The sequence below is a fragment of the Variovorax sp. LjRoot175 genome, from assembly GCF_964253805.1.
Taxonomy (GTDB): domain Bacteria; phylum Pseudomonadota; class Gammaproteobacteria; order Burkholderiales; family Burkholderiaceae_C; genus Variovorax.
On record NZ_CAXURY020000003.1, the window covers coordinates 152,879 to 178,231 of the forward strand.

Below are 25,353 nucleotides of genomic sequence, written 5' to 3' on the forward strand. Positions count from 1 at the left end.
AAAAGAGCCCGCGACTGCGGGCGTGCGCGTGGCGACCGCTCAGGCGGTTGCGCCGACCTGGTACAGCTCGACGCGCGTGCCGTCGGGATCGGTCACGTAGATCGTCAGGCCGTAGGGCCCGTCATGCAGGTCCTGCTGGAACTCGACATCGGACTTCTTCAGCTTGTCGCGCAGCGCGCGCACGTCGTTGACCTCGAACGCGATGTGATCGATCTGCCGATGCGAAGGTGCACGCCCTCCGACGATGGCCACTCCTTGATGGAAGGCGGTGAACGGCCTGCCGTCGGCGAGCGGCTTGGCCGGCCGGATCGAAAAGCCGAGCTGGTCGACATAGAAGCCCACCGAACGCGGCACGTCCTGCACCATCAGCAGCATGTGGCCGAAGCCGAGCGTGCGCGGGGCCGACTGCGCATCGATCCACGCGCGCATCTCCTTCGAATCGGAGATCTCGCAGAAGTACTGCTTCCAGACCTCCTTGGCCGTCGCTTCCCATTCGCCATTGACGCCGGAGATGCAATCATCGAGCGCCACCACGTCGTAGTCGCGCAGATAGGCCTCGCGGATGCTGGTCTCCACACAGGCATTCGTGGTCGTTCCGGCCACGAACAGGGTCCGGGTGCCCAGCATCTTCAGCATCATCTCCAGGCGCGTCTCGTAGAAGGCGCCGAAGCGGTGCTTGCGGATCACGTAGGCCGGGTTGACCGCGGCGAGCGGCTTGAGCTCCTCGACGATCTCCTCGTCCCAGCTGCCCGCGAGCGCGGAAACCTGTTTGCGCCGAGACGTGTGGCCGGCCAGCTTCTTGCGGGCCCGGCTCGCATCGACCGCGAAGTGTTCCTGCACGGTCCAGATCACCGGGATGCCCGCGGCCTGGCAGCGCGGGATCAACTCGGCGAGCGTCGGCACGATCGCCGAGAGGCGCTTCGTGTCGACGCCCGAGATGCCGAGGGTGCCCTTGTCATGGATGAATGCGTTCTGCAGGTCGATGACCAACAGGGCCGAGCTGCGCGGATCGAGAGTGTCGAGAGTCATCAGTTTTCCTTCATGTCGATGCCGAGCACGCCATCGCGTCCCCAGCTGTCCTTGGGCGTGTCGTGGATTACCACGTGCAGGTGGTCGGGCTTGCAGCCCGCATGGTCGACCATGGCCTGCGTGATGGCCTTGACCAGATTGCGCTTCTGCTCGACGGTGCGGCCCTGCCACATTTCGACGATCACGAATGGCATGTCATTTCTCCTTGGGTTGATTGCCGGCCCAGCGCGGCACCGGCGGCGAAAAGCCCGTGACGAAATCACTGCCGGCCCTATCCTCGCCACGCATGAGCCAGAGCGGACGGGTTGTGTAGTTGATGAGTGGCTGCTCCTCCATCGCCACCCAGTTGGCGAGCGCGCGGCCGTCGCGCACGAAGTGGCTCGTCGCCGGCATGTAGCGCAGCACATAGAGCGGCGACAGCGGATCCAGCGCCGGCAAGCCCTCGCGTGTCATCTGTGCAAGGTCCATGCAGGTCGGGGGCCGCGCGGCACTGGCCGCCGGCACCAGCACCACCGCGCCCTGCAGCGGCATCGCCGGCCAGTAGCGGCCCTCCCGCCCTTCCCTGACGAAGCGCTGGTAGGCCGCTGCCTCCAGGTACAGCTCCGTGTCCCACAGGACGATGTCGGGGCCGATGAGGGCTTCGACGCAGTCCAGGATTTCCGGGTCTTCGCAGAGGTCCAGCAGCAGCCAGGGATCGACCAGCGCGGACCCGTGGCCCCAGGGGTTGTGCATACCCGACAGAAGTTCCCGTCGCGGACGCCGCGGGCGCTGCGCGAGCTCGCGCGCCGCGGCGTGCAGCGCGTCGATGCGCTCGCCCAGGCTGCGCGCGGCCGGCGCCGCGCTGCCCCTCATCGGCGTATCAAGTCCGGTTTCCATGTCGTGCCCGCGCGATCAGGCGGGGACCGAGAGACAGCGTCCTCGCCCGAAGTGGCTCTCGTCGACCGCGCCGTTCTCGAAGAGGACTGCGCCTCGGGCCACGGTGAGCACGGGCCAGCCCTTGAGCTTCCAGCCCTCGTAGATGCAGGTGCCCTTGCCCGTGTGCCGGACCGTGCGCTCCTCGTCGAGGTCGACCAGCACCATGTCGGCATCGAAGCCGACCTCGATGTTGCCCTTGCGCGGCCAGAGGCCGAAGCGGCGCGCCGGGTTGGCGGAATTGAGCTGCACCAGCCGCGACAACGACAGACCGCGCTGATGGACCCCGAAGTGCAGCATCAGCGAAAGCTCCCAGGGGAAGGACACCACGCCGGGCAGTTCGCTCCAGAGGTCTTCCAGCTTCTTTGGCAGGAACGGGACGTGGTCCGTGCCCAGGCTGTAGACGGAGCCGTTCAGGACGCCACGCCAGAGGCCTTCCTGTTCCTCCTTGTCGCGCAGCGGTGGTGAGATCTTCGCGCGCATGTCGAGGTCGCTGTCGTAGGCCGTGCGCGTGAGGTAGTGCTGGCAGGTCTCGACGGTGACGTGCACGCCACGGGCCTGCGCCTCGGCGGCGAGCACCGGCCCCATGCCGACGGATGTGTGCACCAGGTGCAGCGAGCAACCCGTGCGCTCGGCCAGGAAGATCATGCGGCGGATCGTCTCGACCTCGCAGAAGGCGGGGCGTGATTCGGTGTAGGCGCCCAGGTCCTGCCGACCCGTCGCCTTGATCTCGTTCTTGAGCCACGAAGCAATCTGCGTGTTCTCGCAGTGGACGTTGATCACGCCGCCGGGAATCTTCGCCAGGATGCGCATCGCTGCGTACACCCAACCGTCGGTCGCCGGAACGATGCCGATCGGGTTGTCGGGCTCGTAGCCGAAGTAGCACTTGAACGAGCGCACCCCGGTCTTGGCGACGATTTCGGGGATCTCCGCGATGTGCTCTTCGCGCTGAATGCCGAAGTGGAACCCGAAGTCGATGATCGAGTTCTCTTCGCCGACCGCCTTGCGCTCCTCGTAGAACGGCAGATAGGAAGGCTTCAGGTTGCGGATATACAGCAGCGCCGTGGTCACGCCGCCCGAAGCCGCGGCGGCCATCTCCGTGCGCATGTCTTCGGCATAGGGGTACTTGACTCCGAGATGGCAGTGCGGGTCGATGAGGCCTGGCATCAGCACGCGACCACCGGCGTCGATCTCGCGATGGCCCCTGGGCAGGGCGCTGTCGGCGCCCGTCAGGATGATCTTTCCGTCCTTCACGGCCACACCGCCGTGAAATTCCCCGTCGTGCCGCACCACGCGTGCGTTGCGAATCACCAGGTCGGCTTGGCTCATTGGATTCCCTTCAGGATGTCGTCGATGCGGCGTCGCACGCCACTCCATTGGCTGCGGCCCACGGTGATGGGCGCTCGCGCGCCGAGACCGCGCGCCCAGACGAACTTGAGGCCCAGTTCCTGCGCTGCATCGCGGTCGATGCCCCCTGGAGGCGCGGCCAGATCGACCAGCAGGGCGTGCGGGGGCAGCTTCTCGAGCAGCTCGCGCCCGAGCACGCGCGCCGGCACGCTCGCAATCACGATGTCCGTGTCGGGCAGCACGTCCGCCAGCGCGGGCAGCTCGTGCGACTCAGCGCCGGCGGCATGCGCCGCGGCGCGCTGCACGGCATTGCGCGCCGCGACGTGGACGCGGGCGCCGAGCGCCAGCAAGGTGTGCGTGACCAATGAGCCGATGGTGCCCTGCCCCACCAGGCACACCTTGGCCTTGTGGATCGTGATGTCGGTGTTCTCGATCAGCACCTTGAGCATCCCTTCGACGATCGCCGGCCCGCGCAGCAGCATCAGATCCTCGTCCCACTCGTACTCATGCAGCGTGATGCCGATGGCCTCACAGTGCGCCTTGAGCTTGGCGTCGGCCCAGCCCAGAACGATGTGGCCCGGGCGGCGCATGCCGCCGAGCGTCGCGCTGTCGGGAATGATGCGTTCCGCGCACTGGGGCGCGAACAGCGCGCCGTCGGGCGCGATGCCGGGAATCGGGAAGAGCGCGATATCGGCACCTTCCAGCGCTTCGCGCGCATTGGCCGTATGCCGAACCCCTGCGATGCCCTGTTCGGGCCACGGGAAGCCGTAGGCACGCACCTGCGCCCCCGCGGCCACTGCGCAGCGCGCGATCTCCTGTTCTCGGCGATCGCCGCCGACGATCGCGATGACGACTTGATCCCAGTTCATGGCTGCCTCACATGTTGTAGAAGTTCGTTTCTGGACATTCCTTCGATCCCCATCGCCTCAGCGGTGCGCCCGCCCTTGGCGTAGTCGATGCCGACCAGCGCTTGCGCCAGCGTGAAGAGCGATCGCGCTACCGGCGTGGCGACGCCGGCGATGGCCGCGAGTTCCAGGAACGGCAGCAGGCCATGCCCGAAGTCCTCGCGGTAATACCGGTGCTGGAGCGAGTCGGGGCCCTTGATGCGCTTGTTCGCTTCGCCGCCCGCGATCGCGGCCATGAAGTCTTGCGTATCGCCGACCGAGGATTCGACCGTTCCGATCAGCTTCATTTCCTCGATCAGGTTGGGCAGCTGATGGCCAAAGGCGGCGGCGACCGCGAGCCGTTCGTCGTCGAGAGCGCGCATCGTGCGCGACACGCCGGGCGTCATGGCCTGGACGTAGAAGGTGAAATCGCCTTGCGTCGCCTCGACCCACGCGGCCGCGAGCACCGCGCCCGGCGGATGTAGAACGAGATTGGCGTTGGCGAGCGCGGAGGCGAGCACGTCACCGACGGGCGAGGCTCCCGGGAACAGCGCGCAGGCGGCGGCCAATGCCGCATCCCCGCCCGGCAATGCGGCCGCACGCACCTGGCGTGCACGTCCGGTGACGGTCACGCTGTCCGCCTGGTACTTGCGCGCCACGTAGGTCAGGGTGGAGAACTCGGCGATCGGCGGCAGGTCGGCCCGCACTTCGCGCCAGGCATGGGCGAACTCCAGCGCACCGCCGGTGTGGCCCGGGTTGAGCACGACCGGCCGGTTCGCCGGCCAGCCCGCGGCGGCCAAAGCGCGCGCGACCGGCGCGTGAGAAAAGGTCGGCAGCGTCACGACCGCAACATCGGCGCCTTGGATCGCGGCCTTCAGGTCGGCGGTGATCAGGCGCGGACGTGCGATTCCCGAGCCGAGCACGCCGTCGTGGCGAACGCCCTGCAGCGCCTGAAAGGGCGCGAGCGTTTCGGAAGATCGGTTCCACAGAACCACGTCATGGCCGGCCTGCGTGAGCTCGGCCACGGCCGCGGCGCCGCCGGCGCCGGCGCCCAGAATCGAAACTTTCATGCTGTACCTCAGTGAGCGACCAGAACGCCCTTGGATTCGAACATCTCCCGCACCTGGCGCACGTGGTGCTGGAAGGCGGGGTTCTCGTGGATGCCGCTCCAGCGGCGCGGGCGCGGGATATCGATGGCCAGGTCGAGATCCACGCGACCGGGCCGCGGGGACATGACGATGACGCGGTCCGCGAGGAACACCGCCTCGTCGATGCCGTGCGTGATGAACAGCACGGTGTTGCGCAGCCGCAGCCACATGGTCTGCAGATCCATGATCATCTGCTCGCGCGTCAATGCGTCGAGCGCGCCGAAGGGCTCGTCCATCAGCAGCAGCCCCGGCTCCTGGATCAGGGCGCGGCAGATGGCCACCCGTTGGCGCATGCCGCCAGAGAGTTCGAATGGGAACTTGTTGTCGAAGCCCTGCAGGCCCACCTGGGCAAGCAGCTCGCGGGCGCGGCTGGCGCTGGCCGCGCGATCCAGCCCCTTGATCTCAACGGGCAGGAGCACGTTGTCGATGATGCTTCGCCACGGCAGCAGCAGGTCCGACTGAAAAACCACGCCCGCCTTCGGATGCGGCTTGACGACCTCGTCGCCGTCGATGCGCAGGCGACCCGAGGACACGGGGGTCAAGCCGGCCAGCAGCGACAGCAGCGTGCTCTTGCCGCAACCGCTGGGCCCGACGATGGCCACGAAGCTGCCCGGGGCGATGTCGAGGTCGACCCTGTCAAGCGCCTTCACGTCTTCGCCGGCGCGCACTTCATAGGTCTTGGACACGCCCTCGATCCGCACGTTGGCTGCATTACTCATGGCGTCCCTCCGATTGCGCGAGGCGCACGGCCCGCGTGGATGTCACGGCGTCGCGTTTCGTCATTTGGCACTTTCGCGTTGATAGGAAACCTTGGACTCGATCAGCGCCAGAACGAAATAGAGCAGCACACCGAGCAGGGAGATGGTGACGACAGTGGCGAAGTTCAGCGTCGTGTCGAACTGTGAGTTGGCTTGCAGCTGCAGATAGCCCAGCCCGCGTTCCGCGGCGATGTACTCGCCGATGATGGCGCCGATCACGGCCAGGGAGATGGCCACCTTCAGGCCCCCGAAGATGCTCGGCAAGGCCGCGGGCAACCTGACCTTGAAGAAGGTCTGCCATTCGCTGGATCCCATCGAGCGCACCATGTTGACCAAGCCCTTGTCGAGGGACTGGAGGCCGACCACGGTCGAGATCACGATGGGAAAGAATGAGATCAGGAACGCCAGGCTGATCTTGGGCCACCAGCCATAGCCGAGGTACAGCACCAGGAGAGGTGCCAGCGCGATTTTCGGCACCGTCTGTAGCGCCACGAGCAGCGGATAGACCGCGCGTTCGAAGGCCTTCGAATAGAAAATTGCCAGCGCCAGGGGTATGCCGATGAGCACGCCGGCCAGGAAGCCCGCGAGCACTTCGAGCAGCGTGATGTACGAATGGGCGGCCAGGAGATCGAAATCCGTCACCATCCGCTTGCCGATCGCCAGCGGCGTCGGAAGCACGAATTCCGACAGGCCCAGCAAGGGGACCGCGAACTGCCAGGCGAGCAGGATGGCCGCGGCGAGCAGCACGGACGCGTAGCGCTCTGTGAAGCTGCCGCTGGCGGCTTTCTTCTTGGGCTCGCGCGCAGTGGGCATCGGAACGGCTTGGGAGTGTTTGAGTTGAGTCATGCATTGACCTTCGCTTGGTTCACTGGGCAGGCAGCAGGTCGTTGGTGAAGAAGGTCTCGACGGGCTTGGGTGTCCCGATCGCTTCGTCCGTCTTGAGAAGATCCAGCGCCTGCGAGATGGCCTTGGCATCGATCCATCCGACCGGCTTTCCGGGAACGGACGGGATCGCGTCCATCGTCGCGCGCACCTGCGCTTCCACGACCTCCTGCGGCGGGCTGCCCTGCCAGGCCTTCATCAATGCTGCCGCGGCGGCCTTAGGGTCCTTGCGCGTCACGGCGATGCCTTCGTTGACCGCTGCCAGGTAGCGCCGCAGAACGTCGGGCCGCTTGGCGATCGCCGCATTACTCGAGACCGCAGCGAGACCAGGGATTGCAAGGCCGTTCTGCGCCAGGTCCAGGATCGTGAACTTGGTGCCGACCTTGGCTTCGAGCACCGGCAAATCGCTGGTGCGATAGAGGCTCACCGCGTCGACCTGCTTCTGCAGGAACTGCGGCACACGCGACTGCGCATCCATCTGCACCTTCTTGACCTTCGTGCAATCGATGCCGTTGACCGAGCAGAAGACCGCCAAGTAGGAGGTTCCCGTTTCGCCCACTGAGTGTGCGACCGTCTTGCCTTCCAAATCCTTCGGTTGCGCGACCGGCTTGTCGGGCTGCGAGACCAGCACGACCGGCGTGCGGGGATGGTAGAGCGCGACGATCTTGACAGGCATGCCCTTCTGGATGGCAGAGACCGCGAAGATCGCGGGCATCACCACCACGTCTTCCTGTCCTTGCAGCAAGGCCCCCAGCGCCGCTGGCGCCCCCGCTCCCTCGCCCATGCGAACAGCCAGGTTCTTCGACGCGTAAACGCCTTGCTCCTGCGCCAGATAGAGGTGAGCGTACTCACCCTTGAGCTTCCAGCTGAAGCGAACGTTGACCGGGTCCGTTGCCCACGCGGTGGGAGCCGAGACCAGGAGGGCTGCCAAGGCAGCCGTTCTGAGGTGGGAGCTCAAGGAAATGCCGGATCGCAGGAGTCGCATGGAATACCGCCCGTGACGTTGAGGTTTGAAGAATCAGCCCTTGCCCTCGCAGCCCGGGGGGCTTAGGGTTCGACTGGCTTAGATGTAAACTCGTCTTGATCACAGAGTGTGATCACACCTATAATCACGCACAATCGGGTTAACCCGCATCACGGCAAGCAAGAGAGAGTCACATGGAACAGATCGCCGAACGCCTTGAACAGCGCGCCTTGGAGGCCCCAAGCAAACGCGCGCGCGGCAGCGTCCCCGAGGAGGTCTTCCAGCGCATTCGCCGCGGCCTCATGGTCGGTGCTTTCGTTCCCGGTCAGGTGATGAGCCTGCGCAAGCTCGCGAGCAGCTTCGGCACCAGTCCGATGCCGGTCCGAGACGCGTTGGCACGGCTGGTCGTGATCAATGCGCTGGAGGCTACCGCCAGCGGATCCGTTCGCGTACCGAGATTGACGCCCAAGAAACTGAAGGAGCTTTTCGCGGTGCGGGAGCTGATCGAAGGCATGGCAGCGGAGATGGCGTGCCGCAATTGCCCTCCGGCATTGCTGAGCACACTCAGCGCCATCAACGACGAGTTGCTCGAGGCGATCGCAAAGCGCAATCTGCTCGGCTGCCTGTCCTCGAACCAGCGCTTCCATTTCACGCTGTATGAGGCGTCAGGCACCGAAGTGGTTATGCCGCTGATCGAATCGTTGTGGCTCCAGTTCGGCCCGACCATGTACTTGTCGCTGTTGTCCCCGAGCACGCCTTGGGACGCTTCCGCGCACGTCGAGATCCTCGACGGCCTGCGCACCAAGAAGCCCGCCATGGTCAGGCAAGGCGTGCTGCGCGACATTCGCACCACGGGGAGCACGCTCGCGCCCGCCCTCAGCGAGCCGAACGCCGACGACCTGCTCTCCGCCCCGCTCGACGACCTCTATTTCGGCAGTTGAACCTTCACTCCCAAGGACACCAGAGAATGACAACGCACGGACACGAAGCACGCTTGGCCAAGCTCGGCATCGAACTGCCGAAGGCAGTCGCCCCCGCCGCCAACTATGTGCCGGCCCGCAAGAGCGGCTCGCTGGTATACATCGCAGGCCAGGTCCCGACTGCCGGTGGCAAGGACCAGTACGTGGGCAAGGTCGGCCAGGACGTCTCGATCGAGGATGCACAGAAGGCCGCGCGCCTGTGCGGAATCAACATCCTGGCCCAGCTGCGCACCGCCCTGGGCGGCAGTCTCGATGGCGTCGCAGGCTGCGTGCGCCTCGGCGGTTTCGTCAACGCCACGCCCGAGTTCGGCGACCATCCCAAGGTGATCAACGGCGCCTCCGACCTGATGGTCGAGGTGTTCGGCGATGCAGGCCGGCATGCGCGCGCCGCGGTCGGCTGCAATTCGCTGCCGCGCAATGTCGCGGTTGAGGTCGATGCCATCTTTGAACTGGCCTGACGATGGATCACGCCGCGACCATGGTTGACGGCCGTGTACCGATTCATGTGCTGACCGGCTTCCTCGGCAGCGGCAAGACCACGCTGCTGCGCCATCTGTTGGCCGACCCCTGCCTGGCGGACACGGCGGTGGTCATTAACGAATTCGGCGAGGTCGGACTCGACCACCTGCTGGTGCGCGAGGTCGCCGAGGACGTCGTGCTGCTGAGCTCGGGCTGCATGTGCTGCTCGGTCCGCGACGATCTGGTGTCGACGCTGGCCGAACTGCACGCGCTGATGCGCGCCGGCAAGATTCCTGCCTTTGCCCGTGTCGTCGTCGAGACCACGGGGCTGGCCGACCCGGCGCCGATCATGCAGGCTATTCTGAGCGAGGCGACCCTCGTGCCGTGGTTCCGTCTCGGTCAGGTGATCACGACAGTGGACGCCATCAACGGCGAGCAGACGCTGGGACGGCATCGCGAGGCCAGGCAGCAGCTGGCCACGGCAGACCGGCTGATCCTGACGAAGTCCGACCTGGTCGGAGAGTCCGAATCCGACGCGCTGGGCGACAAGCTGCGCGCCATGAATCCGTCGGCGTGCCTGCTCGTCTCGGGCAAGGCGCAACTGCCCGCCGCCGAGATCCTCAGGGAGGCCGACGCGCAATGGCGCGCTCCCGTCCCTGCCCAGCTCGGACCGATCCTTCATTCCGCCGCCGGGGCGCCGGCGATGTCCCATGCGCACGCCCACGACGACGCCATCAAGACCTTCACGGTGTCGTTGCAACAGCCGGTCGAATGGCCTTCCTTCGTCGAATGGCTCGAGCTGCTGCTCGCCAGCCGCGGCGATTCGATCCTGCGCGTGAAGGGACTGCTGGCGGTGACCGACGATGCGCGGCCCGTGGTCGTGCAGGGCGTGCAGCATGTGCTCTACCCGATCGAGCGCCTGCCGGCGTGGCCGGACGCGTCGGCACGGCCGGGCTGGATCGTCTTCATCGCAAGCGACCTGACGCAGCGCGCGATCGAGAACTCAATTCGCAGCGTCTACGAGACCAGCCTGGCCTGAGAGCGACGCGGTCGCGTCGACCGCGACGTCGACTTCCCTTCCCCGCCGCAGCAGCACGCGCCCGGTGGGGCGCCTTGCGAGCGCATCATCGAAGGACGAGGCCGGCACCAGCAACAGATCCGCTACGTCCCCGACCTCGATGCGCCGACGCCCGCCGCAGATCAGCGAGCTGAGCTCCTCCGGGGCATCGACGTGAGAGGCCATCGCGCCCACGAAGCCGGTCTCTAGCATGTCGCCATCGCCGAACGGAAAGAACCAGTCCCTGACATTGTCGGTGCCGAAGCGCACCGCGACACCCGCCTTCAGCGCCTCGGCGACGGGCGCCAGCCCACGAACGCCCGGTGCACCCTCGCTGCGTGCCTGCAGATAGAGATTCAGCTCAGGCAGCACCACCAGCACGATGCGCGCTGACGCCATTCGGTCCAGCAGCCGACGGACATCGTCGCGTGGCAACACTGAGAGCACGCAGGCATGGCTGACCGTGACGCGGCCCTGCAGGCCACGCACCACGGTTCCGTCCACCAGTTGGTGGATCAGCGCCTTCGGCGCGTCGAGGTGTTCATCAAGGTGAACGTCAAGCGGCACGCCCAGCGCGAGCGCCGCGTCGAGCAGCGCCTCCAGGGCCGCCGCCGGATTGGCGCAGAGCGCCGGCACGGCGCCGATCAGCGAAGCGCCACGTCCGACCGCCTCGACGAAAAGCGCCTGCGTCCCGGGGTGGCAGGGGTCGGCCGCCGCACTCGCGAAGGCTACGACCTCAACGTCGAGCAACGGGCGCAACTCCGCCGCGGCCGCCAGCACCCCCTCGATCGCGCGCATGCCGGTGATGGCGTCGATGTCGGTGTGCGTGCGCAGCGACGAGACGCCATGCGCGATCGATCGGCGCATCAGCCGCGTGGCGCGCGATTGGATGTCCTCGACAGTGGCGCTGGCGCGCTCGCGCTTCGCAGACAACACCGCATCGCCGAGCGACAGCGGACGCTGCGCCGGCGCCGCATACGCGCGGTTGGCATGCGCATGCAGGTTGACGAGCGACGGCATGGCCAACCAGCGCGGCGGTGCCGCGTCAGCGACGGCCGAGATGGCGCGCACGCGCTCGCCCTCCAGCGCCAGGTCGAAGCTGCCCGCTCGATCGATGAGCGCGACGGACCGGATGACCCGCATCAGTTGCCGTTGTCGTACAGCGTGGTCGTTGTTTCGACGTTCTCGTCGTGCAGGCCGGCGCGCTGCACCGCGGCGGCGGCCAGTTCTCGCGCCTTGCGGCGCAGCGCCGGCTCGTCGACCCCATGCACCTTGCCCTCGCTGTAAAGCGTCTTGCCATCGACCCAGGTTTGCGAGATAGACGCGGTCGATGCCGAGAAAACCAGTGCCTGCAGCGGGTCGTGGAACGGCGTCCATTCGATGTGGTCGAGGTCGAAAAGGATGAAGTCGGCCTTCTTCCCGATCTCGAGCGAACCGATCTCGTGGTCCCACATTGCTGCCTTCGCGCCGTCGATGGTGGCTGCCCTCAGGGCCTGCCGGGCCGTGAACACGTCGGGCTTCATGCGCGCATCCTTGAACATGCCGGCGACGATCAGCATCTGGCGCATCAGGTTCATGTTGCCGGCCGCCGACACGCCATCGGTGCCGAGCCCGACGGTGACACCGGCGGCGACCATCTCGGGATACTTGCCGATTGCCGTCGCGCCCTTGCCGAGCTTGAACGATGAGCACGGGCAGAACGCGACCTTGGCGCCGCGGCTCGCAAGGAGCTTCACTTCCTCGTCGCTGACGGCTGCTCCGTGCGCAATGACCAGGTTGGAGCCGATACCGCCCGCGCGGTCGATTCGCGTGATCGGCCAGCAACCATACTTTTCCTCGCAGACCTTCGCCTCCTCGATGGAGGTCGCCAGGTGGTAGGTGGTGCCGACACCGAGCCGCTCTGCAAGTTTCTGCGCGCCGACATGGAGCTCCAGCGTGCAAGGCTCCTTGCCTTCGATGTTGACCCAGCAGCGCACGCGGCCGTCGAGCGCGCCGTCGTACTTGCGCACGCAGGCTTCCAGCTCCTCGAGCGCCGCTTCCGCGCTCGGAAAGAAGTGGTGCCGCGCCATCTCCTCGGTCCAGCCGCGCGGCAGCTCGGGCGGCGGGTTGTCCGCTGCATGGCGGCCGGTGATGCCGCGGATGCCGGTCTTCTCCATTGCCCGCACCGTGATGCCGGGGTCGTACTGCGAGCCCATGTCGATGAAGCAGGTGGTGCCGTTGCGAAGCATCTCAGTGATGCCGAGCAAGGCTCCCCAGTACTCGTCTTCCTCGGTGATGTGCGCATAGAAGGGCTTGGCCCAGTGGAAGACCCAGGCCCGCGTGTTCAGGTTGTCAGGGAACACGGCGCGCGAAAGGGTCTCGGACAGATGGACGTGGCTGTCGACGAAGCCTGGGCAGATGCCGAGCATGCGGCCGTCCATCACGCGGTCGAAGTGCTCGCCGCGATGTCGCGCCGCGACTTCCGCGGCAGGGCCGATGTCGGCGATGCGATCGTTGTCGACCAGGATACTGGCGTCGCGCACCACCGTGTCGTTGGCGTCGACGAGGAATGCGAATTCAAGGTGCTCGATGAGCGTGCGCATGAAAGTCTTTCCAGGTTGAATTGTCGGGCCGCCGCTCAGCCCTCGACGACCAGCAGCTTGTCGGTGTTCGCGTAGTCGGACAGCAGCTCGCAACCATTGGCCGTGACCAGGAGCATGTCCTTGTTCTGCATGCCGAAGCCGTGACCCGTTTCATAGCACAGCGGCTCGAAGCCGAGCACCATGCCCTCTTCGATCACCGCGTCGCTTCCAGGTCGGCCCAGGACGGGCGTCTTGCCCAGGTAGGGATCTTCGTGCAGATGCAGGCCGATGCCGTGGCCGACGAACGAGATCGGCGGCAGGTCCATCTCGGACAGCTTGGCAATGAAGGCGTCGTAGATGGCACGGCAGCTGGCGCCTGGCTTGACCATCTGCATGATCTGGTACTTGCAGTCCACCAGATGCTGCCAGATGGCTTCGGCCTTCGGTGGCGCCTCGTGCACGACCGCGGTGCGACACACGCCCGCCTGATAGCCGTCGATCACGGAGAAGATCTCGACCCGGCAGACGTCGCGCGGCTTGAGCCTGCGCTCGCTGGGGCCGACGTTCGGCAGCACACTGCGCTCGCCGGTCGCGATGATCATCAGCTTGAAGTGCTCGGCCCCCAGCGCATAGACGTTGCGCGTCAGATGCCCGGCGATGTCCATCTCCGAGTCGCCGGCCTTGACCGACGCGAGCGCGTCGGTGATCGCCTGATCAGCGATGCGCGACAGGCGGCGCAGCAAGGCGATCTCCTCCGGCGTCTTGATCTGGCGCAGCCGCGCGAGGATCTGCTCGCAGTGCTCGAAGCGCGCGTCGGGCAGCGCCTTCTGCAGCCGTGCGAGGTCGCCTGCAGGCAAGTAGTCCATCTCGATGCCGATGCGGCCGCGCGCGAGTCCGAGCCTGCTCAGCTGGTCGGCCAGCACGACCATCGCATCATCGGTGAACTCGGCCCAGATGCGCGTCGGCACATCCGGTGCACGGCGCTTCACCGTGCTGGCTTCCATGTCGACCGAGAACAATTCCGTCCTGCCGTCGGCCGTGACGATCGCCATCGCATGACGATGCCTGATCAACGGCTGCGACGGGACGACGAAGCCGGTTGCATAGGCGTAGTTCTCGGGGGAGCACGACACCATGGCGTCGAGCTTGTGCTCGGCGATCGCCCTGACCTGCCGCTCGATGATTGCTTTGCGCATCTGAAACCTTCCGTGGATGTATGTTGACAGCGACCTCAGTCGCGGACGGTGTACTTCTCAATCTTGGCGAGGTCGACATCGATGCCCATGCCGGGCGCGGTCGGCACTTCGATGCCGCCATCGACCAGGTTCATCGGTGCGACGATGAGGTCGTCGCGGTAGTAGATGCCGCCGATCTGGCCCTTCTGCCATTCGGCCGGCGTCGACACAGGGACCACGCAAGACAGCGTCGCAGCCGGCGCAGCGGCGGCCAGGTGGATGTTGGCGAGGTTGCCGACCCCGGTCTCCACAGAGCCATTGACGTTGCAGATGATCCCGGCCGCACGGCACACGGCCGCTACTTCCATCGCTTTGTATAGCCCGCCTGGCTTGGTGCTGTAGATGGACACGATCTGTGCCGCGCGCTGTTCGCTGATCTGGATCACGTCGTGCGCGTTCCAGGCCGATTCGTCGGCCATCACCGGCTGGTCGATCGCACGCGCAACCTCGGCGATGCGCTCGATGCCCATCACCGGCTGCTCGACGTACTTGAGCCGGTATGGCTCCATCGCACGCACCGTGGCGATGGCCTCGCCCGGCGTGCGATAGCCTTCGTTGGCGTCCACGCACAGCTCGACGTCGTCACCCACCGCTGCGCGGACAGTGCGCACCATGTCGATGTCGCGCTTCGCGTCGACGCCGATCTTGATCTTGATCGTCTTGATGCCTTCAGACGCAACCTGCGCCACCTCCTTCTCGGCCTCGGCAATCGGGATCAGTCCGATTGAATGGGTCACCATGATGCGCGAGCGCGCCTTGCCGCCGAGCAGCATGTGCACGGGCAGGCCGAGCCAGCGGCCTGTGACGTCATAGGCGGCGAACTCGACCGCGGCCTTGGCATAGGGATATCCGCGGATCACCGCATCCATGCGCGCATGCATCTCCGCGAAGTTGCCGAGCTCGACGCCAATCAGGGCGGGCGCGAGGTACTTCTCGATCACCATCTTCGCGATCGACGTCGACTCGCCGAAGTAGCGGCCGAACTCGCCGCCCCAGTCCTTCAGCGCCGGCGCCTCGCCCCAGCCGATGCGGCCATCGCTATCGACCATGCGGGTCAGCAGGTAGCGACCGATGGACTCGGTCAGACCAGTCCACTTGTGCTCCCGCCGCGTCGGAAGCTGGACTAGCAGCGTCTCTATGGACTGGATCGTTGGCATCGATGGAACTCCTCACATACATCACTCAGGTCCGGCAGCCCATCTGCCAAATCTTTACTGTGATCACAGTGTGTGATCAAATAGTGTGATTGTCAATAGCCCCATCTACGCAAGTGCGCGGCACGGTAGAAGACGGCTTGCGCCCGGGCAAGGAGGCCCATCATGATCATCGAGATCACCAACTACTACGCGTTGCCCGGCCAAGCCGATGCAGTTCTGGCGCAGCGGCGGCGCGCCAGCGAAATCCGGGCGCGACTCGGGTTGCCGGCGGGCCGCATCTTTAAAAAGATCGAAGGCACGGGCCCCGACGTGCGTTGGGAATGCGTGTTCGATTCCCGCTCGGACTACGAGCGCGACCTCACTGCTCGCGGCGCCTCCGGTGAATTCACGCGCGCGCGCAAAGACATGCACACGCTGCTGGAACGATTCGAGCGCAACTTGCAGGAGGAGGCGGGATAGTAGTGAACGGGCAGCACCGTCCTATCATGGTGCGAGAGCTTCAGGTCGAGGGCAGCACCTGGAGGCAAGACACTGCCCTGCGCTGTTTCTCGATATTCCGCCAGCCGTGATAACGGACTGGACCCACCGCCTTGTTGTCATGCGCTCGAGTGCGAGCAGCGTCCCAAGCGCCATCGCCCAAACCCATGAGAGCAACGTCAGCTCAAGCATCGGGACGCGCCGATCGCGATCGCGTTCGGACAGTCGCCTCGCACACCGCGCTCGCGAGAAATCTGCGCAGCTCAGGTGCTGGGTGTGATTCCCTCGACGATGGACGCGCTCAGCGCGCGGCGACGCTTCGCAACCCCATCGTGGCACTTAGTTGCCGGCAGCCCCAACACGCAGCGGCTTAGTCGGGACGGGGAAGGCCCTTTCATTCATAACAAGGCTTGCTGCCCCACCCTCTGTGGGAGCGATTTTGTAATGTCGCAATTCTTCTTGAAGGGACTCGGCAAACGCGGTGATCGCCTTGCTTTTGAACTCGTACAGGCCTGCCAGTCGTCGCTATCAGCAACTCGGCCGTAAATGACCGTGCGCGACGTGAATGCCCTGCGACCCGAACTTGCGCGCCGGATTCTGGCTGAGTGAACGCGGTCCGGCCTTGGCGACAGCGAAGGTGGCGAATAACGGTTTGCGGCGCAAGGCTGCCGCGGCCGCCGGGCGCCTGAAGGTCGATCCAGCCGAGAGTTTTCGACCGACGTGATCGTCGTTGAGCCCACCGGCGCCGAAGCACAGGTCGCGCTGCTCCGGGCCGGCCATCCGGTCATGGCCGCGTTCCGCGCCGCATCGGCGTGCGTCCGGATGACCGGCTGGCGCTCTGGCCAGTGGCCGCCGAAGCCACCTCTTCGACGCAGCCGGCGGCCAGCGGCTCAACTGAGACGACCGCGCGACGGCTCGCCAAGCGACAGCATCAGGCGGTTGGCCCAGTTGAAGAAGGCCGCACTCTGGACGACGTCCACGATCGCAAGATCGTCCAGCCCCGCCGTGCGCAAGCGCTCGACGTGCTCGGGTCCGAACGCGATCGGTGTCGACGTCAGTGCCACCGATGCCGCCACGATGGCGTCCCATCGTTCGTCGATTCGTGCGCCGACGCCTTCGTCGAGCAGGCGCTGCACGTCGTCGGTCCGGTGCGAGAAGTGCGAGGCGAATCGCGCATGGACCGACGCGCAGTAGATGCAGCCGTTGTACCGCGAGGTCGCCGCGGCCGCGAGCTCGCGTTCCGGGCGCGGCAAGCCGCCGTCGGGGTTGTAGAAGATGTCCTTGTCGGTGCGCGTGCGCGCGCCGAGGATGTCCGGGTCGCGCGCGAGCAGCATGAAGTAAGGCGACTTCGCGCGCGAGGCGTCGACGAGGCCCGCGCGATGCCGGTCGGTCAGCTCGGCTTCGGGCAACGGCGGCAGCCATGGCAGCCATTCGAGCTCCTCCTGCGTGAAGGCGGCGGGCGGCACGTTGCCGGGATGGCTCAAGGTGGAATGGCTCATGACTGGACGGCCCTCGGCGACGACGCGAGTGCCTGCAGCCCGGCCGCGGCGCGGATCTGGTAGCCGAGGAAGGCGACGAGCTGCGACAGCGTGACGATGTCCGTCGGCGACCATCCGGCGTCCAGCAGCGCCGCCAGGTCCGGCGCGCTCGCATCGCGCGGATGGAAGAGCAGCAGGTGCGCATGCAACAGCGCGGCAGCGAGCCGGTCGCCGAGCACCGCGCGGGCGGCATCGCTGACGCGGTAGATCGGCCCCGGCGCGTCTTCCGCACTCAACGGCCCCGCCGGAAAGCGGCCGTAGGGGCCGGAAGCAGCGCCCAAGGCCGCCTCGCCCACAAGCGCATCGACCAGCGCCTGCGCGGCGCCGTGGCCCGCGAGACCGCCGGCATAGAAATCGACCGCCGGCCCCGGCCCGTGCAGCGCCGCCACGAAGGTGGCGACCGCGAAGCGCTCCGCCAGTGTGAAATCGCCGGCGGGCGGCGAGGCCGGTTCGAACAGCGTCCGGTAGCTTTCCTGGCTCTGGTCGCGCGCCTGAGCGCGCTGCGCGCGAACGCCCTGGAGCGGGTGTCCGGGCGCGAGGCCCGCGAGCTTGTCGATCACGTCCGGTGCGTGGGATGCGGTCATGCGATGGTCTCCGGTGTGGGGTCGCGAAGGGGGTCGGCGGCGGCGCGCCAGCCAAGCGCCGGCGCCACTTTTGTGGCGACCAGCTCGATGGAGCGCAGGATGAGCGGGTGCGGCGGATCGACCGAATGCACCTGGAACACCATGTCGGTCACCTGCGCGAGCGTGCTGTCGGCCTGCAGCGATGCGATGACGTCGCCCGGGGTGCCGACGTGCACGTCGTAGCCTTCGATGAGCTCGCGCAGCGTCGCGTCGGGTCCCGGCCGGCTCGGATCGCCCAGCCGCGCGACGCTGCGACGCAGGCCCTGCTCGGCGAGGCGCAATGCCTGCTGCCGGTCGTCGGCCACGAACACCGAGCGCGAGCCCATGATGCGCGGCGCGCGCCCCGCGGGCAGCTTCTCGAGGTACGCCTCGACGATCGGGCGCTGAAGTTCGGAGAGCGAGGCGTGCGGCGTATCGGCCGGCCGCGGCTGCGTGCGCGACAGCATCAGTCCATCGCCCGCCAGACCGGCGCGCGCGCCGCCCGCGACGGAGAAGGTCGCCTGCCAGATCCTGTCGAGCAGTTGTGGCGAGGCCGGGTAGAGCCGATCGCCGCCAGCGAGCGCACGGCCCGCCCACGCTTCCCGCACCTGCGCCAGGTGGCGCGCGAACACCTCGGCGCGATCCTCGCTGGCCAGGCCAAAGGCCGCGAAGGACGAGGGCGTGCCGCCGGTGCCCACGCCGAACTCCAGCCTGCCGCCCGAGAGCAGGTCCAACACGACGGCATCCTCGGCCACGCGCACTGCGTTCTCGAGCGGCAGCGTCACGACGCCGGTGCCGAGCCGGATGCGCCGCGTCCGTGCCGCCACGTGCGCGAGGAAGACGAAAGGCGACGGCAGGCCGCCTTCCGCTTCGTGGAAGTGGTGCTGCGCCACCCACGCCGAATCGAAGCCGTTGGCCTCGGCGTGCGCGATCTGCTCGGCCACCAGCCGATAGCGTTCGGCGGCGGGAGCGTCGTCGAGAAGGCGGCTGAAGAAGCCGAGGCGCCGGATCGCCGTCATCACGATGTGCGCGCGGGCTGGCGTGAGGGCGCGGGGAAGCCGTCGAACTCGATGCTGGCGCCGTGGGTGAGCGCGAGGTCGGGCGCCGCGCGATCTTCCGAGGCATCCGCACGCAGCACGAGCGCGTACGGCCCGTCGCCGCGCAGCGCGAGCCGCTGGGCAAGCGCGTCCCCCTCTTCGGCGCGGCGACCTGCGCGCGACGACGACAGCACCAGCGTGCTGCCGCCCAGCGTGACCAGTGCGAGCCGCGTGCGGCCCCCGGGCAGGCTCACCACGCCGCCCACCTGCGTCGCGCCCGCGCCTTCCGGTGCGCCGAGCAAGGCGCGGTAGCGTGCCAGCGTGGCGTCGAGGTCGCGCACCGCCAGCGCGAGACTGGCGACGCCGGTGGTGCCGTTGGGATGCACGCGCGCTTCGCCCTCGGGCACGCGCAGTGCGCGCGGCGTGAGATCGCCGCAGAGAAAGGGCAGGTCCGGCGACGGCGGCCGCGCGGTCTGCCAGCGCAGGTGCTCGCCGTCGGGGCGCACGCGCCCGCCGTCGAGCGGACCATCGAGCGCCAGGCCGCGCGCCGCGGCCTCGGTCACCGTGCGCGCGGTGCTCTCGGGCAGCAGCGCGAAGTCGACGATGCCTTCGCCGTGGCGCTGCAGCAGCTGCCACCAGCGCTCGTCCGGTGCGGGCGTCTTCCAGGCGATCAGTTCGAAGTAGCTGCCGTCCGCGAACACGACCAGCGCGTTGTGCGTGCTGCGCCCCGGATGGTCGCCGCCGCGCTGGACGTTGAAGCCGAGCGCTGTGTAGTCGGCGATGGTGGCCTCCAGGTCGTAGACGGCGATGACGATGTGGTCGAGCGAAAGCGGCATGGTGTTGGTTCGGTCTTTTTTCAGGATGCGGTGCGCGCGGCCTCGCCGCCGCCGAGGTAGGCGTCGCGGATGCGCGCGTCGGCCAGGAGCCGCGCGGCCGGGCCGCTCAGCACGATGCGGCCGGTCTGCAGCACGTAGCCGTGGTGCGCGATCTGCAGCGCGAGGCTGGCGTTCTGCTCGACCATGAAGACCGAGACGCCCTGCCGGTTGATCTGCGCGATGAGTTCGAGCACACGGTCGACGTAGAGCGGCGACAGGCCCATGGTCGGCTCATCCATGCACAGCAGCTTCGGCCGGCCCATCAGCGCGCGCGCCATCGCCACCATCTGCTGCTCGCCGCCCGAAAGCGTGCCGGCCTGGAACTCGATGCGTTCGGCCACGCGCGGGAACAGGTCGAGCATGCGTGCGAGGTCTTCGGCGACCGCCTTGCGGTCGTTGCGCGCGTACGCGCCCATCAGCAAGTTCTCGCGCACCGTCATCGCGGGAAAGAGCCGCCGCGCCTCGGGCACCGAGCCGATGCCGCGCCGGATAACCTGCGGCGTGCCGAGGCCGAGCAGGGATTCGCCGTCGAAGCGCACTTCGCCCGAGCGCGGCTTGAGCAGGCCCAGCACCACCTTCATCGTGGTCGACTTGCCGCTCGCGTTGCCGCCAAGCAGGCTCACGATCTGGCCGCGGCGCACTTCGAGGTCGAGGTCGAAGTGCGCCTGGACCGGGCCGTAGAAGCTGTTGATCTTCCGGAGTTCGAGCAAGGGTTGCTCGCCCGCCCGCTGAACAGGCGCGACGGAACGTTCGGGCCGCGCATCGTCCCCGCCCTCGTGCCAGAGCGGCGTGGGCGGAAGCCCCGTTCGTGCGACCGTGGTGATCATGCCGCCACCGCGGCCCGCTCGCCCACCTGGCGATGGCCCAGGTAGGCCTCGATCACGGCCGGGTCGTTGCGCACCGCGTCCGGCAGGCCCTCGGCGATCTTGCGGCCGTCGTCGAGCACCACCACGCGGTCGGAAAGCTGCATCACGAGGTCGAGCTTGTGCTCGATCAGCAGGATGGTTTGGCCGCGCGCCTTGAGCGTGCGGATGATTTCCAGCATCTCGGCCGTCTCGCTTTCGTTCATGCCGGCGGTCGGCTCGTCGAGCAGCAAGAGCCGCGGCTTCAGCGCGAGCGCCCGCGCAATCTCGACGCGACGCCGGTTCGCGTATGAGAGGCTGTGGGCCGGGTGGTCGATGCGAGGCAGAAGCCGCTCGCCGAAGAGCGCGACGATCGCGAGCGCCTCGGCGCGCAGGCGTTCTTCTTCGCACCGCACCGAGGGCGGCTGCACCAGCGCGAGCGCCAGCTCGGCCAGCGCCGGCAGGCCCGGCACGCCGCCCATGCGCGGCTTGACCGCGCGCAGCCGCGTGTGCGCGCCGACCAGCACGTTGTCGAGCACCGTGAGGTTGGCAAACACGCGGCCGTGCTGGAAGGTGCGCGCGAGGCCGCGCTGCGCGAGTTTCTGCGCGGGCCAGCCGGTGATGTCGTCGCCCTCGAAAAGCACCCGGCCCGCGTCCGGCTGGTCGAGCCCGGTGACGAGGTTGAAGAGCGTGGTCTTGCCCGCGCCGTTGGGGCCGATCACGCTGACCAGCTCGCCCTCCTCCACACGCAGGTCGACCGCATCGACCGCGGTGAGCCCGCCGAAGCGCCGCGTGAGGCCGCCGACTTCAAGCAGCGACGGCATCGGCTTCCTTCGCGGGCGAGGACTTCTTGCCGACCCGCTTCACCTCGGCGCGGATGTTTTGCGGATTGCGCAGCAGGTTGAGGATCGGGCAGTTGCGCTCGACCGCCTCGAAGAGCGCGTCGATGTCGGCCTGCGAGGCCGGCGAGTCGATGTGCACCGTGTAGCCGATCTCGTGCGGCCAGATCGGCGTCGCCTCGTGGCCGGGCCGGCCGCCGCGCGGATCGATGAGCCCGGTCACCTCGACTTCGAGGCTGTCCAGCGACACCTGCCGCTCGGCCGCCTGGATCAGGAAGATGTGCGTGACGCAGGTGCCCAGCACGCCGAGCTGCAGCTCGGGCGAGCTGGGGCCCAGGTTGTAGCCCGCGAAGTCCGGTGGGCTGTCGCTGATCACCTGGTGGTCGCGGATGCGCAGCCGCCGCACGCCGCTGCGGCCCTCGGCGCGCACGTGCGCCCTCAGCTGTAGCGGCTGCGCCGTCCCGGCGTCGATGGCGGCGTTGCGCGCCAGCACGGCCGCGCGCTTCTCTGCAAGGTAGTCGTTGAGGTGGCTCATGGTGTGTGTCCTTGTGAAGTCGTTCAAACGGTGCCCAGCAGCCCCTGCGGCCGGAACCGGATCAAGAGCAGCAGCGCGACGCCGTAGATCAGCATCCGATACTCCGCCGTCACGCGGAACAGCTCGGGCAGGCTCACCAGCGCCACCGCGCCGAGCAGCGCGCCGCTGATGTTCCCGAGGCCGCCGAGAATCACCATCGTCAGCGCGAGGATGGATATCTGCGAGGTGAAGGTCTCGTGATTGATGTACGAATAGAGATGCGCGGTGAAGGCGCCGCTCACGCCGGCCGCGAAGCCGCCGAAGCCGAAGGCCATTGCCTTGTAGCGGTCCGGGCTCACGCCGTAGGCCCGCGCGGCCACCTCGTCCTCGCGCACCGCGCGGAAGGTGCGTCCCAGGTGCGAGCGCAACAGGCGCCACTGCAGCAGGGCCAGCAGCACCATCGCGCCGAACGAGGCCCAGTAGAAGACATTGTTCGACGACGCGTCGCGCCCGAAGAGCGACAGCGGCGGAATGCCGGACACGCCGATCGGACCGCGCGTGAGGCTCTCCCAGTTGAGGATGGTGAGCGCCACGATCTCGCCGATGCCCAGCGTCGCAATCGACACGTAGTGCCCGCGAAGCCGGAAGGCCGGGAAGATCAGCGCGGCGCCGATCACCGAGGTCAGCAGGCCCGCGAGCACGATGCCGGTACCCACCGGCAGGTGCAGGTCGAGCACGAGCAGCGACGATGCGTAGGCACCGATCGCGAGCAGCCCGGCGTGGCCCAGCGAGATCTGGCCGATGGTGCCCGCCACCAGCGTGAGGCTCAGTGCCAGCGCGGCGTAGAGCCAGGAGTTGGTGAGCGTCTGCAGCACGTAGGGCGAGGGGTCGAAGAGTGGCAGCGCCGCCGCGGCCACGAAGAGCGCGGCCAGCACCCCGCGCGGGACGTGCCAGGGCTTGCTCGGCGCGATAAAGGTGCCGGTGAGCGGCTCGGGCGGCAGCGCGCGCTTGCGGCCGAAAAGGCCGTTGGGTTTCCACACCAGGATGACCAGCAGCAGCGCGAAGGCGAAGAGATTGCGGTAGGGCGTTCCCAGCAACGCGACGCCGTAGCTCTCGATCAGGCCGAGCAGCAGACTGCCGACGATCGCGCCCGGCACGTTGCCGACGCCGCCCACCACGGTCGCGACCACGCCCTTGAGCGTGGCCTGGAAGCTCATCGCCGGGCTGATGTTGTTGTAGTACATGCCCACCAGCAGGCCCGAGAGACCGCCGAGGGCCGACGCGATCGCGAACACCGCCTGGTTCACGCGGTTCACGTCGACGCCCATCTGCTGCGCGGCGTCGCGGTCCTGCGCCGTGGCGCGCACCGCCCAGCCGAGCTTGGTGAAGCGCAGGAAGCCGAAGAGCACCGCCGCGGTCGCGAGACCGATGCCGGCGATCAGCAGGTCGAGCGCGCCGATGGTGCCGCTGCCGATCGTGAGCCGCCAGTCGGGCAGCTGCGTCGGCAGTGCGCGCGGGTCGGGACTGAAGACGAGCTGCACCAGGATGTCGAGCACGAAGCTGATGCCGATGGTCGCCAGGAGCGGCGCGATGCGCGCCGCGCCCTGCAGCGGGCGCAGGCCCACGCGCTCGATCAGCATGCCCAGCGCCCCGGCGCCGAGCACCACGAGCAGGATGGTGATCGGCAGCGGCGTGCGCAGCCAGGTGATGGAGGCCCAGCCGATGTACGCCCCCACCGTGTAGACCGAGCCGTGCGCGAAATTGATGAGGTGCGAGACGCCGAAGATCAGCGCCAGCCCGACCGCCAGCAACGCATAGATGTTGCCGATGATCAGGCCGTTGACCGTGTAGTCGAAGAAGGAGGTGAACGAGAAGTTCATGCCGCAGCCGAGGGCCGTGCGCTCAGCGCGCCGAGACCACGGCGGGCTTCCCGTCGCCGAGCGCCCACTTGCCGTCCTTCACCACCAGGTCGACGCTCTTCACCCCGATCACGCGCCGCGTGTCGGCATCGAAGTTGGCCTTGCCGAAGACCACGCTCGGGATGTCCTTGATCTTGTAGAACGCATCGCGCACGGCCTTGCGGTCGCCGTTGGGTCCCGCGTGGCGCAGCGCGGCAGCGGCATAGACGACCGCGTCGTAGGCATAGGCGTTGAATGCGTCCGGCTCCTTGCCGTACTTGGCGCGGAAGCGCTTGACGAAGTCCTGCACTTCCGCCCGTGGCTCGTCGGGAAAGAAGGACGTGTTGGTGTGGATGCCGTTCACCGCGGCGCCCCCGAGCTCGATGAACTTCGGCGAGTAGACCGAGCCGCTCGCTGCGATCGGCTGCCTGAGGCCGACGTTGCGCACCTGGCCCGCGATCAGCGCGCCGTCGGGGTAGTAGGAGATCAGCACCACGCCGTCGGGATTCGCGTCGCGCACGCGCACCAGCGTCGAGCGGAAATCCTTCTCGTCCGGCTGGTAGCCCTCGGTGATCGCGACCTGCGCGCCGCGTGCCTCGGCCGCCTTCACGAACACGTCGCGGCTGGTACGGCCCCAATCGGTGTTGAGGTAGAGCACGGCAACGCGCTTGAAGCCGAGCGTCTTGACCGCGAGGTCGGCCAGCAGCGGCTGCGCATCGGCCTGGCTGATCGACGGGCTCCAGATGAAGTCGCCGCCCTTGGTGAAGTCGGGGTGCGAATTCGTGAAGCCGAGTTGCACCAGACCGGCGCGCTGGTAGATCGGAGACGCCGCCATCGAGGCCGGGCTGGAGAAGTCGCCGAGCTCGATCTTGATGCGCTTGTCGTTGACGAACTTCTGCGCCAGGCCGACAGATTGGCGCGGGTCGCTCTGGCTGTCCTCGAAGACATAGGCGAGCGGCCTGCCGTGGATGCCGCCGTTGGCGTTGATGTCGTCGAGCGCGAGGTCGAAGCCGGCCTTCCACTGCGCGCCGTACTGGGCATTCTGGCCGGTGAGCGGGCCGCTCACGCCGAACCAGACGGGCTCGCCCGCGGCCGGTGCGGCGATGGAAAGTGCAGGCGCCAGCAGCAGGGCTGCAGCGGCGAGGCGAAGAAAAGTTTGACGATGCAGCATGTGCGTGCGCTCCAGCGAGACGGGAAGCCCACGATTCTTGAGGCGTGCGCGCGGCTTGCAAACGAAGAAAAAGGCACACGCTTGCTCGCATTCCGAATATCGCCACGCCGGTGCGGCCGGCACGATTCGACCCACCCTCGCGCATATCGATGCACGTTTTCGTTCCTTCCAACGCCACCGCGCCTGC

27 protein-coding genes are annotated in these 25,353 nt (G+C 67.5%); 4 read left to right on the forward strand and 23 right to left on the reverse strand.

Going from position 1 to position 25,353, the window contains the following annotated elements; genetic code table 11:
• Positions 1 to 39: 39 nt before the first annotated feature.
• The 9 genes from ACSQ89_RS38505 to ACSQ89_RS38545 are packed head-to-tail and all read right to left on the reverse strand — an operon-like array spanning position 40 to position 7,891.
• Entirely contained in the window at positions 40 to 1,029 is a 990-nt protein-coding gene (locus ACSQ89_RS38505) for an isochorismatase family protein (RefSeq protein WP_436297409.1), read from the reverse strand.
• The gene (locus ACSQ89_RS38510; RefSeq protein ID WP_309974565.1) at positions 1,029 to 1,223 is read right to left on the reverse strand and encodes a 2-hydroxymuconate tautomerase; all 195 of its coding nucleotides are present in this window, start codon (positions 1,221 to 1,223) and stop codon (positions 1,029 to 1,031) included. The genes ACSQ89_RS38505 and ACSQ89_RS38510 overlap by 1 nt, the downstream gene beginning before the upstream one ends.
• A gap of 1 nt (position 1,224) precedes the next feature.
• Positions 1,225 to 1,905 carry a hypothetical protein gene (locus ACSQ89_RS38515; RefSeq protein ID WP_436297410.1) on the reverse strand — a complete coding sequence of 227 codons (681 nt, stop codon included), beginning with the start codon at positions 1,903 to 1,905 and terminating at the stop codon, positions 1,225 to 1,227.
• A gap of 15 nt (positions 1,906 to 1,920) precedes the next feature.
• Positions 1,921 to 3,270 carry a dihydroorotase gene (locus tag ACSQ89_RS38520; protein WP_436297411.1) on the reverse strand — a complete coding sequence of 450 codons (1,350 nt, stop codon included), beginning with the start codon at positions 3,268 to 3,270 and terminating at the stop codon, positions 1,921 to 1,923.
• The gene (locus tag ACSQ89_RS38525; protein ID WP_436297412.1) at positions 3,267 to 4,157 is read right to left on the reverse strand and encodes a dipicolinate synthase subunit DpsA; all 891 of its coding nucleotides are present in this window, start codon (positions 4,155 to 4,157) and stop codon (positions 3,267 to 3,269) included. The genes ACSQ89_RS38520 and ACSQ89_RS38525 overlap by 4 nt, the downstream gene beginning before the upstream one ends.
• Positions 4,154 to 5,242: an NAD/NADP octopine/nopaline dehydrogenase family protein gene (locus tag ACSQ89_RS38530; RefSeq protein ID WP_436297413.1), complete on the reverse strand. Its 1,089-nt coding sequence runs from the start codon at positions 5,240 to 5,242 to the stop codon at positions 4,154 to 4,156. Before ACSQ89_RS38530 ends, ACSQ89_RS38525 begins: the two co-directional genes overlap by 4 nt.
• 8 nt (positions 5,243 to 5,250) lie before the next feature.
• Entirely contained in the window at positions 5,251 to 6,039 is a 789-nt protein-coding gene (locus ACSQ89_RS38535) for an ABC transporter ATP-binding protein (RefSeq protein ID WP_436297414.1), read from the reverse strand.
• Positions 6,040 to 6,099: 60 nt separating this feature from the next.
• The gene (locus ACSQ89_RS38540; RefSeq protein WP_436297415.1) at positions 6,100 to 6,924 is read right to left on the reverse strand and encodes an ABC transporter permease; all 825 of its coding nucleotides are present in this window, start codon (positions 6,922 to 6,924) and stop codon (positions 6,100 to 6,102) included.
• A 19-nt stretch (positions 6,925 to 6,943) separates the two neighbouring features.
• Positions 6,944 to 7,891 (reverse strand): ABC transporter substrate-binding protein, encoded by a 948-nt coding sequence (locus tag ACSQ89_RS38545; protein WP_436297416.1) that lies wholly within the window; start codon positions 7,889 to 7,891, stop codon positions 6,944 to 6,946.
• 227 nt (positions 7,892 to 8,118) lie between these two features.
• Here ACSQ89_RS38545 and ACSQ89_RS38550 point away from each other — a divergent pair, with 227 nt between their 5' ends.
• The 3 genes from ACSQ89_RS38550 to ACSQ89_RS38560 are packed head-to-tail and all read left to right on the forward strand — an operon-like array spanning position 8,119 to position 10,402.
• A complete protein-coding gene (locus tag ACSQ89_RS38550) occupies positions 8,119 to 8,865 on the forward strand; it encodes a GntR family transcriptional regulator (RefSeq protein WP_436297417.1) in 747 nt (248 codons plus the stop codon).
• 26 nt (positions 8,866 to 8,891) lie between these two features.
• Complete coding sequence (locus ACSQ89_RS38555; RefSeq protein WP_436297419.1) at positions 8,892 to 9,362, forward strand: RidA family protein; 471 nt, start codon at positions 8,892 to 8,894, stop codon at positions 9,360 to 9,362.
• A gap of 2 nt (positions 9,363 to 9,364) precedes the next feature.
• Positions 9,365 to 10,402, forward strand: a complete 1,038-nt coding sequence (locus tag ACSQ89_RS38560) for a CobW family GTP-binding protein (RefSeq protein WP_436297420.1) — start codon at positions 9,365 to 9,367, stop codon at positions 10,400 to 10,402.
• On the opposite strand, the gene ACSQ89_RS38565 is transcribed toward ACSQ89_RS38560, so the two are convergent.
• From ACSQ89_RS38565 to ACSQ89_RS38580, 4 genes are read right to left on the reverse strand one after another with little or no spacing between them, the layout of a single operon-like run.
• Positions 10,367 to 11,563, reverse strand: coding sequence for an amidohydrolase family protein (locus tag ACSQ89_RS38565; RefSeq protein WP_436297421.1), 1,197 nt, complete (start codon positions 11,561 to 11,563; stop codon positions 10,367 to 10,369). The genes ACSQ89_RS38560 and ACSQ89_RS38565 overlap by 36 nt on opposite strands.
• A complete protein-coding gene (locus ACSQ89_RS38570) occupies positions 11,563 to 13,002 on the reverse strand; it encodes an amidohydrolase family protein (protein WP_436297422.1) in 1,440 nt (479 codons plus the stop codon). The genes ACSQ89_RS38565 and ACSQ89_RS38570 overlap by 1 nt, the downstream gene beginning before the upstream one ends.
• A gap of 35 nt (positions 13,003 to 13,037) precedes the next feature.
• On the reverse strand, positions 13,038 to 14,177 hold the full coding sequence (locus ACSQ89_RS38575) for a M24 family metallopeptidase (RefSeq protein WP_436297423.1): 1,140 nt from the start codon (positions 14,175 to 14,177) through the stop codon (positions 13,038 to 13,040).
• A 35-nt stretch (positions 14,178 to 14,212) separates the two neighbouring features.
• Positions 14,213 to 15,373, reverse strand: a complete 1,161-nt coding sequence (locus ACSQ89_RS38580; RefSeq protein WP_436297424.1) for a mandelate racemase/muconate lactonizing enzyme family protein — start codon at positions 15,371 to 15,373, stop codon at positions 14,213 to 14,215.
• 162 nt (positions 15,374 to 15,535) lie between these two features.
• On the opposite strand from ACSQ89_RS38580, the gene ACSQ89_RS38585 reads away from it, so the two are divergent.
• Positions 15,536 to 15,832, forward strand: a complete 297-nt coding sequence (locus ACSQ89_RS38585) for a hypothetical protein (RefSeq protein WP_436297425.1) — start codon at positions 15,536 to 15,538, stop codon at positions 15,830 to 15,832.
• A gap of 546 nt (positions 15,833 to 16,378) precedes the next feature.
• Here the strand turns inward: ACSQ89_RS38585 and ACSQ89_RS38590 are convergent.
• The 10 genes from ACSQ89_RS38590 to ACSQ89_RS38635 form a co-directional block, all read right to left on the reverse strand.
• Entirely contained in the window at positions 16,379 to 16,630 is a 252-nt protein-coding gene (locus ACSQ89_RS38590) for a hypothetical protein (RefSeq protein WP_436297426.1), read from the reverse strand.
• A 110-nt stretch (positions 16,631 to 16,740) separates the two neighbouring features.
• The gene (locus tag ACSQ89_RS38595; RefSeq protein WP_436297427.1) at positions 16,741 to 17,349 is read right to left on the reverse strand and encodes an alkylhydroperoxidase domain protein; all 609 of its coding nucleotides are present in this window, start codon (positions 17,347 to 17,349) and stop codon (positions 16,741 to 16,743) included.
• Entirely contained in the window at positions 17,346 to 17,972 is a 627-nt protein-coding gene (locus ACSQ89_RS38600) for a CMD domain protein (RefSeq protein ID WP_436297428.1), read from the reverse strand. Before ACSQ89_RS38600 ends, ACSQ89_RS38595 begins: the two co-directional genes overlap by 4 nt.
• Positions 17,969 to 19,009 carry a putative FMN-dependent luciferase-like monooxygenase gene (locus tag ACSQ89_RS38605; RefSeq protein WP_436297429.1) on the reverse strand — a complete coding sequence of 347 codons (1,041 nt, stop codon included), beginning with the start codon at positions 19,007 to 19,009 and terminating at the stop codon, positions 17,969 to 17,971. The genes ACSQ89_RS38600 and ACSQ89_RS38605 overlap by 4 nt, the downstream gene beginning before the upstream one ends.
• Positions 19,009 to 19,863, reverse strand: a complete 855-nt coding sequence (locus ACSQ89_RS38610; protein WP_436297430.1) for a VOC family protein — start codon at positions 19,861 to 19,863, stop codon at positions 19,009 to 19,011. The genes ACSQ89_RS38605 and ACSQ89_RS38610 overlap by 1 nt, the downstream gene beginning before the upstream one ends.
• 20 nt (positions 19,864 to 19,883) lie before the next feature.
• Positions 19,884 to 20,729 carry an ABC transporter ATP-binding protein gene (locus tag ACSQ89_RS38615; protein ID WP_436297431.1) on the reverse strand — a complete coding sequence of 282 codons (846 nt, stop codon included), beginning with the start codon at positions 20,727 to 20,729 and terminating at the stop codon, positions 19,884 to 19,886.
• Positions 20,726 to 21,568: an ABC transporter ATP-binding protein gene (locus ACSQ89_RS38620; RefSeq protein ID WP_436297432.1), complete on the reverse strand. Its 843-nt coding sequence runs from the start codon at positions 21,566 to 21,568 to the stop codon at positions 20,726 to 20,728. Before ACSQ89_RS38620 ends, ACSQ89_RS38615 begins: the two co-directional genes overlap by 4 nt.
• On the reverse strand, positions 21,552 to 22,118 hold the full coding sequence (locus ACSQ89_RS38625; RefSeq protein WP_436297433.1) for an OsmC family protein: 567 nt from the start codon (positions 22,116 to 22,118) through the stop codon (positions 21,552 to 21,554). The genes ACSQ89_RS38620 and ACSQ89_RS38625 overlap by 17 nt, the downstream gene beginning before the upstream one ends.
• Positions 22,119 to 22,141: 23 nt before the next feature.
• Positions 22,142 to 23,977: an ABC transporter permease gene (locus ACSQ89_RS38630; RefSeq protein WP_436297434.1), complete on the reverse strand. Its 1,836-nt coding sequence runs from the start codon at positions 23,975 to 23,977 to the stop codon at positions 22,142 to 22,144.
• Positions 23,978 to 23,999: 22 nt separating this feature from the next.
• Positions 24,000 to 25,166, reverse strand: a complete 1,167-nt coding sequence (locus tag ACSQ89_RS38635; protein WP_436297435.1) for an ABC transporter substrate-binding protein — start codon at positions 25,164 to 25,166, stop codon at positions 24,000 to 24,002.
• Positions 25,167 to 25,353: the final 187 nt, after the last annotated feature.